The sequence below is a fragment of the Aeromonas sp. FDAARGOS 1411 genome (assembly GCF_019047125.1).
Lineage (GTDB): Bacteria > Pseudomonadota > Gammaproteobacteria > Enterobacterales > Aeromonadaceae > Aeromonas > Aeromonas veronii.
In genome coordinates, this window is the sequence record NZ_CP077214.1 from 2,584,205 (window position 1) to 2,597,757 (window position 13,553).

11 protein-coding genes are annotated in these 13,553 nt (G+C 58.8%); 2 read left to right on the forward strand and 9 right to left on the reverse strand.

Annotated elements, in window-relative coordinates; all coding sequences use genetic code 11:
• The first annotated feature begins 111 nt into the window (after nucleotides 1-111).
• Nucleotides 112-1,062 (forward strand): transaldolase, encoded by a 951-nt coding sequence (gene tal, locus I6L41_RS11370; RefSeq protein WP_139443195.1) that lies wholly within the window; start codon nucleotides 112-114, stop codon nucleotides 1,060-1,062.
• A 160-nt stretch (nucleotides 1,063-1,222) separates the two neighbouring features.
• Nucleotides 1,223-1,405, forward strand: a complete 183-nt coding sequence (locus I6L41_RS11375; protein ID WP_005338547.1) for a DUF3545 family protein — start codon at nucleotides 1,223-1,225, stop codon at nucleotides 1,403-1,405.
• A 314-nt stretch (nucleotides 1,406-1,719) separates the two neighbouring features.
• On the opposite strand, the gene accA is transcribed toward I6L41_RS11375, so the two are convergent.
• The 9 genes from accA to bamA all read right to left on the reverse strand — a co-directional run bounded on the left by accA (nucleotide 1,720) and on the right by bamA (nucleotide 13,545).
• Nucleotides 1,720-2,670 (reverse strand): acetyl-CoA carboxylase carboxyl transferase subunit alpha, encoded by a 951-nt coding sequence (accA, locus tag I6L41_RS11380; protein ID WP_005338549.1) that lies wholly within the window; start codon nucleotides 2,668-2,670, stop codon nucleotides 1,720-1,722.
• Between the two features lie 15 nt (nucleotides 2,671-2,685).
• Nucleotides 2,686-6,165, reverse strand: coding sequence for a DNA polymerase III subunit alpha (dnaE, locus tag I6L41_RS11385; RefSeq protein ID WP_064338543.1), 3,480 nt, complete (start codon nucleotides 6,163-6,165; stop codon nucleotides 2,686-2,688).
• Between the two features lie 38 nt (nucleotides 6,166-6,203).
• A complete protein-coding gene (gene rnhB, locus I6L41_RS11390) occupies nucleotides 6,204-6,794 on the reverse strand; it encodes a ribonuclease HII (protein WP_216958944.1) in 591 nt (196 codons plus the stop codon).
• A 119-nt stretch (nucleotides 6,795-6,913) separates the two neighbouring features.
• Nucleotides 6,914-8,053 (reverse strand): lipid-A-disaccharide synthase, encoded by a 1,140-nt coding sequence (gene lpxB / locus I6L41_RS11395; RefSeq protein ID WP_194496541.1) that lies wholly within the window; start codon nucleotides 8,051-8,053, stop codon nucleotides 6,914-6,916.
• Nucleotides 8,046-8,837 (reverse strand): acyl-ACP--UDP-N-acetylglucosamine O-acyltransferase, encoded by a 792-nt coding sequence (lpxA, locus tag I6L41_RS11400; protein WP_216949524.1) that lies wholly within the window; start codon nucleotides 8,835-8,837, stop codon nucleotides 8,046-8,048. Before lpxA ends, lpxB begins: the two co-directional genes overlap by 8 nt.
• 5 nt (nucleotides 8,838-8,842) lie before the next feature.
• Nucleotides 8,843-9,265, reverse strand: coding sequence for a 3-hydroxyacyl-ACP dehydratase FabZ (gene fabZ, locus I6L41_RS11405; protein WP_013724020.1), 423 nt, complete (start codon nucleotides 9,263-9,265; stop codon nucleotides 8,843-8,845).
• A 63-nt stretch (nucleotides 9,266-9,328) separates the two neighbouring features.
• On the reverse strand, nucleotides 9,329-10,348 hold the full coding sequence (gene lpxD, locus I6L41_RS11410) for a UDP-3-O-(3-hydroxymyristoyl)glucosamine N-acyltransferase (RefSeq protein ID WP_005338561.1): 1,020 nt from the start codon (nucleotides 10,346-10,348) through the stop codon (nucleotides 9,329-9,331).
• 3 nt (nucleotides 10,349-10,351) lie between these two features.
• Nucleotides 10,352-10,864, reverse strand: coding sequence for an OmpH family outer membrane protein (locus I6L41_RS11415; RefSeq protein ID WP_216958948.1), 513 nt, complete (start codon nucleotides 10,862-10,864; stop codon nucleotides 10,352-10,354).
• 149 nt (nucleotides 10,865-11,013) lie between these two features.
• Nucleotides 11,014-13,545 carry an outer membrane protein assembly factor BamA gene (gene bamA, locus I6L41_RS11420; RefSeq protein WP_216958951.1) on the reverse strand — a complete coding sequence of 844 codons (2,532 nt, stop codon included), beginning with the start codon at nucleotides 13,543-13,545 and terminating at the stop codon, nucleotides 11,014-11,016.
• Nucleotides 13,546-13,553 lie beyond the last annotated feature (8 nt).

The window sequence follows — 13,553 nt, forward strand, 5'->3', positions numbered from 1 at the left end:
CATCGCGCTTTTCTGAGCCTGAGGCACCAAGATCCTGTAATTTTATTTCAGAACCACCGTCTCAAGCCCGCAACCCAGGGATTACTCCCTCATTAAGAGATGATATTCGCTATGGCCGATAAATTAACCCAGCTGAAAGCCCTGACCACTGTTGTTGCCGACACCGGTGATATCGAAGCCATCAAACGCTATCAGCCCATCGATGCCACCACCAACCCCTCTCTGGTTCTGAAGGCCTCCGAGATCCCCGAGTACGCTCCGCTGATCGAAGACGCCATCAAATGGGCCAAAGCCCAGAGCCAGGACAAGGCACAGCAAATCATCGACGCGGGCGACAAGCTGGCCGTCAACATCGGTCTGGAAGTGCTGAAGATCGTTCCGGGCCGTATCTCTACCGAAGTGGATGCCCGTCTCTCCTTCGATACCGAAGCCAGCATCGCCAAGGCCCGCAAGCTGATCCGTCTCTACAACGAAGCGGGTATCAGCAACGACCGCATTCTGATCAAGCTGGCCTCCACCTGGGAAGGGATCCGTGCCGCCGAGGTACTGGAGAAAGAGGGTATCCAGTGCAACCTGACCCTGCTGTTCTCCTTCGCCCAAGCCCGTGCCTGTGCCGAAGCCGGTGCCTTCCTGATCTCCCCGTTCGTGGGTCGCATCCTCGACTGGTACAAGGCCAAGCACAACCGTGACTACACCGCCAGCGAAGATCCGGGCGTGGTCTCCGTCACCTCCATCTACAACTACTACAAGCAGCACGACTACCCGACCGTCGTGATGGGCGCCAGCTTCCGTAACACCGGCGAGATCCTGGAACTGGCCGGTTGCGACCGCCTGACCATCGGCCCGGCCCTGCTGGAAGAGCTGAGCAAGACCGAAGGCGCCGTGGTACGCAAACTGGACTACACCGGTGAGCGCAAGGCCAAACCGACCCCGATGACCGAAGCCGAATTCCGCTGGGAACTGAACCAGGATGCCATGGCTCACGAGAAGCTGGGCGAAGGCATCCGCATGTTCGCCATCGACCAGGGCAAGCTGGAAACCATGCTGGCAAGCCGTCTGTAATCAGTTCTTTTTTCTGATAAAAACCGGGCCCCTACCAAGGGGCCCGGTTTTTTTTCATGGGCTTTTTTAGCGCTGTCATAGAGTCGTCACGAAAACGTTTTAATTTCAGATTCGTTATGTTATACGGGTGGTGAAAACGATAAAAACCAAGGAGGGAGCCATGGAAATGTTCAACTTCGATTATGACGAGGTGGTTGAACTCGGTTCGCGTAGCCGCGGGACAACGGGAAAAAAACGTAAATGGCGTGAAATCGAGGCGTTGAAAGACAAACATCGCCTGCAGAAGGAGCTGCAATCCATCGATATCGCCTATGAAGGTCTTACAGACGAGATTGAACTGTAATACCGCCAGACACCTGTAAAAGCGCTCCGCATAGTCGGGGCGCTTTTTTATGCCGCAATAGGATGATCACGTGGCTTGTCATGCCATCGCTAGCGATGCCGCAGGATGCAGCGGGCAGGCGACAGACAACGCGTTGCCACAGTCCCTGACAGCCCTCACCAACAGCGTGGCATACCAACCCTGCCCCTCACCCGCGAAGAGTGAGCGGCGCCGTTTCAGGGCGCGTTGGGGCACTCACCTGAATGACAGATCAACCGCAATAAAAAGCCCCCGTCGATGACGGGGGCCTGAATAGTCGGGGGTGACGGCTGCGCTTAGCAGTAACCGTAGCCCAGCAGACGCTGGTAGCGCTGCTCCAGCAGTTGCTCGGTATCGAGCGGACGCAAGGCGTCCAGATCCTGCTTGATGCGAGCCTTGAGGTTTTTGGCCATCTTCTCCACATCGCGGTGGGCACCGCCGAGGGGCTCGTCGATCACGTGGTCGATCAGCTTGAGCTCTTTCAGACGCTGGGCAGTGATCCCCATCGCTTCGGCAGCCACAGAAGCCTTGTCTGCGCTCTTCCACAGGATGGAGGCACACCCTTCCGGCGAGATGACGGAGTAGGTGGAGTACTGCAGCATGTTGACGCGGTCACCCACGCCAATGGCCAGCGCACCACCGGAGCCACCCTCACCGATCACGGTGCAGACCACCGGCACGGTCAGACCGGCCATCACTTTCAGGTTGCGGGCAATCGCCTCGGACTGGCCACGCTCTTCGGCACCGACGCCAGGGTAAGCGCCCGGGGTGTCGATAAAGGTGATGATCGGCATCTTGAAGCGCTCGGCCATCTCCATCAGACGCAGGGCCTTGCGGTACCCTTCCGGACGCGGCATGCCGAAGTTGCGCTTGATCTTCTCTTTGGTCTCACGACCCTTCTGGTGACCAATCACCATCACCGGCTCACCGTCGAGACGAGCGATGCCGCCGACGATAGCCTTGTCATCGGCATAGGCGCGATCGCCAGCCAACTCGTCGAAATCGGTGAAGATATGCTCGATATAGTCAAAGGTGTAGGGGCGCTGGGGATGACGCGCCATCTGGGATACCTGCCAGGCACCCAGATCACCGAAGATCTTCTTGGTCAGCTCTTCGTTTTTCTTCTCCAGCCGGCGGATCTCGTCTTTCAGATCCACGGCGTGATTGCCTTCACTCACATGTTTGAGTTCATCAATCTGCGCCTGCAACTCGGCAATCGGCTGTTCAAAATCCAGAAAAAGACTCATAGGGCCTTAGAACCTCTAATCAAAAACCAATTCAACCCGCTCTCGTCCAAGCAGGACTCGCAAGTCATCTATCAGTTGATCGGTGGGCGTCACCCGCCACTCGGTACCGAGCGTCAATCGCACCCGGGAGCCGGGGCGACGATAGTTTACCTGAACCGGACAGACTCCGGCACGGGCGGGCTCCAAAATCTCGCACAAACGCGGGAAAAAGCGATCATCAATCCGCTGTTCATCGAGGGAGATGCGGATTGCTCTGGCAAAACGCTCCCTCGCATCGTTGATATCCAGTAATTCTCGAGCCGACATTTTAAGGCCACCGGAGAAGTCATCAAAGCTGACCTGTCCAGAAACCACCAAAATGCGGTCTTTTTGCATCAATTCTTCATATTTTTCCAGCGCTTCACTGAACAGGGTCACATCGAGGCGACCGGAACGGTCGTCCAGGGTGAAGATCCCCATCTTGTTGCCACGCTTGGTCACCATGCTGCGGGCCGCAATCACCAGCCCCGCCGCCGTGGTTACGGTATCGCGGGAGGTGGGATGCAGATCGCACAGGCGACCCGAGGTATAACGACGCAATTCGCTGCTGTACTGGTTGATGGGGTGGCCGGTGAGATAGAGCCCGAGGGTCTCGCGCTCCCCTTCCAACCACACCTTGTCAGGCCAGTGCGGCACGTTGGCAAACGCCTTCTTGACGTCGTCAATCTCTTCGGTGAGCACGCCGAACATGTCGACCTGCCCCACCGCCTGCGCCTTGGCGTGCTGCTCGGCGGCACGCATCGCCTCCTCCAGGGTCGCCATCAGGGCGGCGCGGTGCGGGCCGAGCCGATCCATGGCGCCGGAGAGGATGAGCTTCTCCATCACCCGCTTGTTGAGCTTCTTGATGTCGACCCGGTTACAGAAGTCGAACAGATCTCGGAACGGGCCGTCCTGATCCCGGGCGCTCAAGATCGCATCGATGGGGCCTTCACCGACCCCTTTCACCGCCCCGATCCCGTAGACGATATGGCCATCTTCGTTGACCGAGAAGCGATAGCGACCGGTGTTCACATCCGGCGGGATCACGGTCAGCCCCATCCGCTGGCACTCATCCACCAGGGTCACGATCTTGTCGGTGTTGTCCATATCGGCGGTCATCACCGCCGCCATGAACTCGGCCGGGAAGTGGGTCTTGAGCCAGAGGGTCTGGTAGGAGACCAGCGCATAGGCGGCGGAGTGGGATTTGTTGAAGCCGTAGCCGGCAAACTTCTCCACCAGATCGAAGATCTTCATCGCCAGTTCGCCATCGACGCCATTCTTGACGGCGCCCTCCTCGAAACCGGCCCGCTGCTTGGCCATCTCCTCGGGCTTTTTCTTACCCATCGCCCGGCGCAGCATGTCCGCGCCACCCAGCGTGTAGCCCGCCAGGGTCTGGGCGATCTGCATCACCTGCTCCTGATAGAGGATGATGCCGTAAGTCGGTTCCAGAATCGGTTTCAGGCTCTCGTGCTGCCACTTTTCGTCCGGATAGGAGATCGCTTCATTACCGTGCTTGCGGTCGATGAAGTTATCCACCATGCCTGACTGGAGCGGGCCCGGTCGGAACAGGGCCACCAGTGCGATCATATCTTCGAAGCAGTCGGGGCGCAGCCGCTTGATGAGATCCTTCATGCCGCGGGATTCCAGCTGGAATACCGCCGTGGTCTCGTAGCGCTGCAGCAGGTCGAACGACTTCTTGTCATCGATGGGGATGGCGGCGATGTCCACCGGCGGCTTGCCCTCTTTGGCAAGACGCGGGTTTATCATGCCGAGCGCCCAGTCGATGATGGTGAGGGTCCGCAGACCCAGGAAGTCGAACTTCACCAGCCCGGCGTACTCCACGTCGTTCTTGTCGAACTGGGTGACCGGGTGATGGCCTTCGTCATCGCAGTAGAGCGGCGCAAAGTCGGTGATCTTGGTGGGTGCGATCACCACGCCACCGGCGTGTTTACCGGCGTTGCGCACCACCCCTTCCAGGCGGCGAGCCATGTCGATGAGGTCTTTGACCTCCTCATCCTGTTCGTAGAGCTCGGGCAGCTTGGGCTCAGCCTCGAATGCCTTGGCAAGCGTCATGCCCGGATCCGGCGGGATCAGCTTGGAGATACGATCGACAAAACCGTAGGCGTGGCCCAGCACCCGGCCCACATCCCGCACCACCGCCTTGGCCGCCATGCTGCCGAAGGTGATGATCTGGGAGACCGCCTCCCGACCATACATATCTGAAACGTGCTCGATCACTTCATCGCGCCTGTCCATGCAGAAGTCGACGTCGAAGTCGGGCATGGATACCCGCTCGGGGTTCAGGAAACGTTCGAACAGCAGGTCAAATTCCAGCGGGTCGAGGTCAGTGATCTTGAGGGCGTAGGCCACCAGAGAGCCCGCACCCGAGCCCCGGCCCGGGCCAACGGGGATGCCGTTGTCCTTGGACCACTGGATAAACTCCATCACGATGAGGAAGTAACCCGGGAAGCCCATCTGGTTGATCACTTTCAGCTCAACATCGAGACGCTCGTCATACTCGGGACGACGCTCGGCCCGCACCGCCGGATCCGGGAACAGGAACTCGAGACGCTCCTCCAGACCCTCTTTCGATTTGGCCACCAGAAAATCTTCGGTGGTCATGTCGCCGGTCGGGAAGTTGGGCAGGAAGTACTCGCCAAGACGCACCGTCACGTTGCAGCGCTTGGCGATCTCCACTGTGTTTTCCAGCGCTTCGGGGATATCGGCAAACAGCTCCGCCATCTCCTCCTGACTGCGCAGGTACTGCTGGGGGCTGTAGCGACGGGGACGGCGTTTGTCCATCAGGGTATAGCCATCGTGGATGGCAACCCGGATCTCGTGGGCATCGAAGTCATCGGCGTTAAGGAACACCACCTCGTTGGTGGCGACCACCGGCAGCTCGAACTCGGTAGCGATGGCCACCGCCATGTGCAGATAGACCTCTTCGTCGGGTCGACCGGTGCGCAGCAGTTCGAGATAGTAGGCATCGGGGAAGTGGGTCTGATAGAAGGCGACACACTGCTCGGTCATCTGCCGGTTGCCCTTGAGCAGGAACTTGCCCACATCCCCCTCGCGGCCACCGGAGAGGACGATCACCCCCTTGGCATGCTCGGCGAGCCAGCTCTTGTCGATAACCGGACGACCCTGCACGTGGCCGCGCTGGTAACCGCGGGAAATAAGCAGGGTGATGTTCTGGTAGCCGTCGTTATCCATGGCGAGCAGGGTGAGACGGAACTGCTCGTCGCCGAGCTCATCGCTCTGCACCCAGAAGTCGGCACCGACGATGGGTTTGATCCCCTTGCCGTGGGCTGCGCCATAGAAGCGCACCAGACCACACATGTTCATCTGATCGGTCAGCGCCAGCGCCGGCATGTTGTTGGCCGCAGCCGCCCCGACGATGGGGTTGATCTTCTGCAGGCCATCGACCATGGAGAAGTCGGAGTGGACTCGCAGGTGGATAAAACGGGGGTCAGCCATCGTCATCTCCTCTCGCTGCTCAAACTAAATGACATGGTCTACTCGATCCCCAGTGCGCGGCGCACCGGTTTGAAGCTCTTGCGATATTCTGGCAACGGGCCACGCTCGGCCAGAATGGCGAGGTGCTCCGCAGTCGGATAACCCTTGTGACGGGCAAAACCATATTCGGGATGACGGCTGTCCAGCTCGGTCATCTCGCCGTCGCGGGTCACCTTGGCGAGGATAGAGGCGGCGCTGATGGCGGCCACCAGGCTATCGCCCTTGACCACGGCACGCGCCTCCATCGGCAAACTTGGGCAGCGGTTGCCATCGATAAAGACCAGCTCGGGGGTGACCTTCAACCCCGCCACGGCTCGCTGCATCGCCAGCATGGTGGCATGCAGGATGTTGAGCTCGTCGATCTCCTCCGGAGTGGCGCGACCAATGGCCCAGGCGAGCGCTTTCTCTTTGATCTCGTCAAACAGGGCGAGGCGCTTCTTCTCGGAGAGCGTCTTGGAGTCGTTGAGCCCCGCGATCGGATTGGCGGGATCGAGAATGACCGCAGCGGTGACCACGTCACCCACCAAGGGGCCACGGCCCACTTCGTCCACACCGGCAACCAGCTTGTCGTCAGGAATATCGATCATCATCTTGTAGCCTTGAATCAAAACAGGCCCCGTGGGGCCTGACAGGGGTCGACTGGCGCGGCATCACCGCTCGGAAAACGGATTAACGGGCTGCGCGGCGCAATCGACGGTCCGAAATAGCGTTATCTGCCGAGCAGATCCGCCACCGCATCGGCGGCCTGCGAGTCGGCATTGCAGCGGATCAGCTGGTGCAGCTCGGTGAAGGTGTTGACCAGCGCACTGTTGTCGTGCTCGAAGTACTTGCTCACCTCTTCCACCAGATTCTCCGCTGTGCACTCGTGCTGGATGAGTTCCGGCACCAGCATGCGACCGGCGAGCAGGTTGGGCAGAGAGACAAATTCGGTCTTCACCAGTCGCTGGGCCAGCCAATAGCTGAAGGGCTTGAGCTTGTAACCCACCACCATCGGCTTTTTCACCAGCATGGCTTCAAGTGCCGCGGTGCCGGAGGCCAGCATCACCACGTCGGCGGCGATCATCGCCTCGCGGCCCTGCCCTTCCAGCAGCACCATGTCGAGACCCGGCGCTACCTCGGCCTTGATGGCCATAAACTGCTCACGCCGTTTCTGGTTGACCAGCGGCACGATGAAGCCGAGATCCGGATAGCGCACCGTCAGGTGTTTGCACGCCTCGAGAAACAGGGGGGACATAAAGCCCACTTCTGCGGTGCGGCTGCCCGGCAGCACCGCCAGCCAGCGGCGATTGGCATCGATACCGAGATTGCGACGCACGGCCGCCTGATCCGGCACCAATGGAATATCATCCGCCATGGTGTGACCGACAAAACGGCAAGGGGCGTCGAAACGGTCGTAAAAGGCTTTCTCGAACGGCAGGAAGGCGAGCACCATGTCGGTGGCGGCCTTGATCTTGTGAATGCGGTTCTGGCGCCAGGCCCACACAGAGGGGCTGACATAGTGAACCGTCTTGATACCGGCGCGGCGCAGTTTCAGCTCCACTCCGATATTGAAATCCGGTGCATCCACGCCGATGAAGATATCGGGCGGATTGGCAATAAAGTGGCGCAGCAGTTCGCGACGGACCTTGAGGATGCGCGGCAGACGGCCCAGCACCTCGGTGATCCCCATGACGGAGAGCTCTTCCATCTCGAACAGCGCCTTGACGCCGAGGGCCTGCATACGCGGCCCGGCGATCCCTTCGAACTGCGCATCCGGGTAGCGGGCCTGCAGCTCGCGCACCAGACCGGCAGCCAGAATGTCGCCGGAGACTTCTCCGGCGACGATACCGATACGAACCGGATCAGGCACGGATGATCCCGCGCTCGTTATCTTTGAGGAAGTCCACATAGAGCTGGACGGCCGGTTCGGCTTGCGCCATCTCGATCAGCACCGGCAGCACCTCTTCGATGGTCTTGCCGGAGCGGAAGATCTCTTTGTAGGCACGCTTGACGGCAGATATAGCCTCAGGCGTATAACCGCGACGGCGCAGCCCTTCGGAGTTGACCCCGAACGGCTTGGCGTAGTTGCCGGCAGCCATCACGTAAGGCGGCACGTCCTTGTTCAGGGCTGCGCAGCCACCGACGAAGGCGTGGGAACCGACGCGGCCGAACTGGTGAATGGCGGAGAGACCACCAAAGATCACGAAGTCACCGATCACCACGTGGCCCGCCAGGGTCGCGTTGTTGGCGAAGATGCAGTTGTCACCGATGATGCAGTCGTGGGCAACGTGAACGTTGACCATGAACAGGTTGCCGCTGCCCACCTTGGTCAGGCTCTGATCCTGAATGGTGCCACGGTGGAAGGTGCAGTTCTCGCGAATGACGTTGTTGTCGCCGATCTCAAGGAAAGTGCGCTCACCGGCGTACTTCTTGTCCTGGCAATCCTCACCGATGGAGGTGTGCTGGAAGATCTTGTTGCCGCAACCAATCTTGGTCGGGCCCTTGATCACCACATGGGAACCTACCCAGGTGTTGTCACCGATTTCCACCTCGGCGCCGATGACAGAAAAGGGGCCGATTTCAACCCCTTTACCGATCACGGCAGACTCATGGACGATGGCAGTATCGTGAATGATGGCAGTCTGGTCGATCACGTGTGTTAAACCTCGCGTTTGGCGCACATCAGCTCGGCGGTACAGACCACTTCACCGTCGACGGTGGCGACACCGGTGAACTTGGCAATACCGCGACGCTCTTTCAGGAACTCCACGTCCAGCACCAGTTGGTCACCGGGGCCGACCGGACGCTTGAAACGAGCGTTGTCGATTGAGGCAAAATAATAGAGTTCGTTGGGAGACGGCTTGCCCACCATGGTAAAGGCCAGGATACCGGTGGCCTGTGCCATCGCTTCCAGGATCAGTACGCCCGGGAACACCGGCTTGGCCGGGAAGTGCCCCTGGAAGATCGGCTCGTTGAACGAGACGTTCTTGATGGCACGCAGGGTTTTGCGCTCATCGCTGATCTCGTAGTCGTCTACACGATCCACCATCAGAAACGGATAACGGTGGGGCAGCAGATCCATGATTTCCTGGATACCCAGGCTCTTCTTTTCAGTAGTCAAAACAGTACCCTATACCAATCGTGATTATTCTTGATCCAGCTTCTTCTCAAGCTTGCTTAACCGCTTGTGCATCTCTTCGATACGCATCACCCGGGCGGCGGTCTTGCGCCACTCTTTATTGGTTTGCAGAGGGATGCCGGAAGAGTAGACACCGGGCTCGGTAATGGGTCGCATCACCATGGCCATACCGGTAACGGTGGCCTGGTCGCAGATCTCCATATGCCCGTTAAAGACGGAAGCGCCGCCAATGATACAGTATTTGCCGACCTTGAGACTACCAGCCATCACGGTAGAGCCCGCCACGGCGGTGCCATAGCCGATCTCCACGTTGTGGGCGATCTGGCACTGGTTGTCGATGATGACGTTGTCAGCGATGCGGGTATCTTCCAGCGCACCGCGATCAATGGTGGTACAGGCACCGATCTCGACCCGGTTGCCAATAGTCACACCGCCGAGCTGGGGGATCTTGATCCACTCGCCACGCTCGTTGGCATAACCGAAACCATCGGCGCCGATCACTGTGCCGGATTGAACCAGACAGTCGGTGCCCATGGTCACATTGTGATAGAGGGTAACGTTGGCCCACAGCCGGGAGCGCGCTCCCAGCCGGGTATTTTTGCCAACAAAACAGCCCGGGCCAATGCGTACATCGTCACCCAGCACGACGCCGGATTCGATCACTGCATTGGCGCCGATAGCCACTCTCTCGCCCAGTTGCACGTCAGCCGCGATAACGGCGCTCGGATGAATATCCGTAGCCGGCTGCGGGGTGGTGTCCAGCAGTTGGGCTACCCGGGCAAAGCCCACATAGGGGTCTTTGAGCACCAGGGCATTGGTGGGACAAAATGGCAGATCCGCTTCTGTAATGAGCACGGCGGTCGCCTTGCTCTGCTCCAGATAGTGCCGGTACTTTTTGTTGGACAGGAAGGTGATATCCCCCTCCCCGGCCTTTTCCAGTGTCGCTACCTTGCGGATTTCCAGGGTTCCGTCGCCATGGACCTGGGCCCCCAGTTGCTGGGCCAGCTGTGCGAGAGTGAATGCCATCAATTAGTTGCTCTTGCTTACCTGAGAAATAACCTGGCCGGAGATGTCCAGCTTGCTGGCGGCATACGGGGCGGCATTGCGCTCCAGCACCAGATCGTAACCATTGCTCTTGGCGATGGAATCGATAGCAGCCTGCACCTTGGTCAGGATCTTGTTGCGTTCTTCGGACTGACGGCGACCGTTGTCCTGCTCAAAGGCTTGACGCTTCTGGTTGAACTCCATCTGCAGCTTGGCCAGCCTCTCCTGGTTCTGCTTCTTCTGCTCGGCGCTCATGAAGGCTTCATCCTTGCGGAACTTCTCGACCAGCTTCTGGCCTTCCTGTTCCAGCTTTTGCAGCTCACGCATACGCGGCTCGAATTCACCTTTCAGCTTGGCTGCAACGGCTTCACGCTGGGGCAGCTTTTGGAAGACTTCGCCCATATCGACCACGGCGATCTTGGTCTCAGCGAAGGCAGAACCCATGCCGGCAGCCATCAGTGCAAAGCTCAAACCAGCTACTTTCAACGCTTTATTCACACTTACTCCTTGTTCCCTCATGGCGAGGGCTACCTGATTTACCCGATTATGCAAGCGGCGTTAGGACCGTCTTGTTACCTGGTGAGGCACGCATACCGCGCGTCCCATCATTGAAGACCCCCACCGCATGGGTGGGGGCGAAACTCTGCTTAGAAAGTACGACCGATGTTGAAGGAGAAGAACTCGGTACGATCCCCTTCGTATTTCTTGATCGGCTTGGCCAGGGCGAACACCAGCGGGCCCATCGGCGAGAGCCACTGCAGGGAGACACCGGCAGAGACCCGGATATTGCCCGGGCTGGAGTAGTCCTGGCTCAGATAGTTGCAATCAGAACCGGCGGCGCAAGGATATGCTCCGTTGGCAAAATCAGTGCTCCAGACGGTACCTGCGTCCATAAAAACGGTGGAACGGATCTGCGGACGATAGGTCTCGGAGACGAACGGGGTCGGGAAGACCAGCTCCAGTGTTGCAACGGCCAGAGCGTTACCGCCCACCGAGGTGTCGGAACCTTCATAACTGCCGGTCTCACAAGGTTGACTGCCAGTACAAGTGCCAACCCCCGGTTTGTTGTAGGTCTTGTAAATCGCCTTGGGACCAATGGTGTTGCTCTTGAAGCCACGTACCGTATCGAAACCGCCGGCATAGTAGTTCTCGAAGAACGGCAGCATGGGGTCATCGCCATAGCCGTTACCGTAGGAGACGCGCCCCTTGCCGATCATCACCCAGTTATGATCCGCATCGAGCGGGAAGTAGTGGGCATCTTCGGCGGAAAGCTTGTAGTACTGCAGTTCCATCCCCGGCACGGTCACCTTGGCGTTGACACGCTGGCGGTCACCGGCGGTCGGGAACATCCCCTTGTTCAGGGTGGAGCGGGTCCAACCAGCGGTCACATCGATGGTCACAAAGTCGAGGTTGGAGCCATCCTGCGAATAGAGGTTCCAGAACTGATCCATCTGCACCGACTGGCGGTTGTCGTTCCACTGATCCCAGCAGTAGGTGTTGCCGTTGGTATCCGGATTGTCCTTCAGACACTCCTGATAGTTCTGGCTATTGAATGAGGGACGACTCAGCTTGGTGCTCTCGATACCGGTACTGAAGTCGAGACGGTTGAACTCGTTGACCGGGAAGCCGCTGGAGAGACGGAAACCGATGGTTTCGTTCTCGTAATCGACGATATCGGCATCATCGGCGCGGAACTGGTTATAGTAGACCCGCCCACCCAAGCTGACACCATCCACGGTGAAGTAGGGGTCGTTGTAGCTCAGGTCAACGTTCTTGGAGTAGTCGTTGGTGCTGGCGTTGATAGAGACCGTTTTACCAGTACCCATAAAGTTATTCTGAGAGATCCCCGCCTGCAGGCTCAGACCTGACTCGGTGCCGTAACCGATACCGGCGTTGATGGAGCCAGCAGGCTGCTCCTTGACCTTGAAGTCGAGGTCAACCAGGTCATCGTTGCCCGGTACCCGCTTGGTGTCCACTTCGACACTCTCGAAGTAGCCAAGGCGGTTGAGACGGCTCTTGGACTGCTCGATGTTGTCGGAGGAGAGCCAAGTGCCCTCCATCTGGCGCATCTCGCGACGCAGCACCTGATCTTCGGTAGTGGCGTTACCGCTGAAGTTGATATTGCGCACATAGACACGGGGGCCCGGCTCAACGTTGACGATCAGCTCGACCTCCTTGGTCTTGTCATTGACCTGCGGGAAAGTGACCACTTTCGGATAGGCGTAGCCGTAACGGCCGAGGAACTTGGAGAGCACCTCTTCGGTATGAGTCACCTGACTGGCAGAGTAAATGCTGCCGGCAGCGATCGGGATCAATCCCTTCATCTCGCCACCGCGATCGATCAGGTCACCCTTGAGCTGGACACCGGAGACCTTGTACTGATCCCCTTCCTTGATGTTGAGGGTGACGTAGACGCCCTTCTTGTCGGGGGTCATGGAGACCTGGGTAGACTCTTGCTGGAAGCGGATATAGCCGCGATCCATGTAGTAGGAGCGCAGGGTCTCGATATCGCCGGCCAGTTTCTGCTTCTGATAGCGCTGATCGGCGGTGAAGTTCCACCAGGGCACTTCGTCGCGCAGGGAGAGCTGGGCAATCAACTTCTCTTCAGGGAAGACGCTGTTGCCGACGATGTTGATCTGCTGGATCTTGGCCGCTTCCCCTTCCACGAAGGTGAACTTGAGGTCGACCCGGTTGCGCGGCAACGGGGTGACGATGGCCTTGACCTTGGCGGAGTATTTACCCACGCCATAGTAGAAATCTTCCAGTCCCTTCTCGAGGGAGGTGAGCACGGTGCGATCCAGCGGATCGCCCACACGGATACCGGAGGACTCCAGACTCTGGGTCAGTTGCTCCTCTTTGATATCCTTGTTGCCGGCAAACTCGATGCTGGAGATGGTCGGACGCTCCTTGACCATCACCTGCAATACCTGGCCGTCACGGTAAACCTTCACATCCTCGAAGTTACCCGAGGCATAGAGCTTTTTGATGGCGCTGGCCAGAGCCACGGAATCGACGGTATCACCGACCCGGATCGGCAGGTTCAACAGTGCGGCACCCAGGGTCACCCGTTGCAGACCTTCGACCTGGATATCTTGCACCACAAAAGAGGCAGGGGCCGCCTGGGCCAGGAAACTGGCACCCAGCAGGCAACTCAACACCAATGCTTTTTTAACAGCCATTTTGTTCT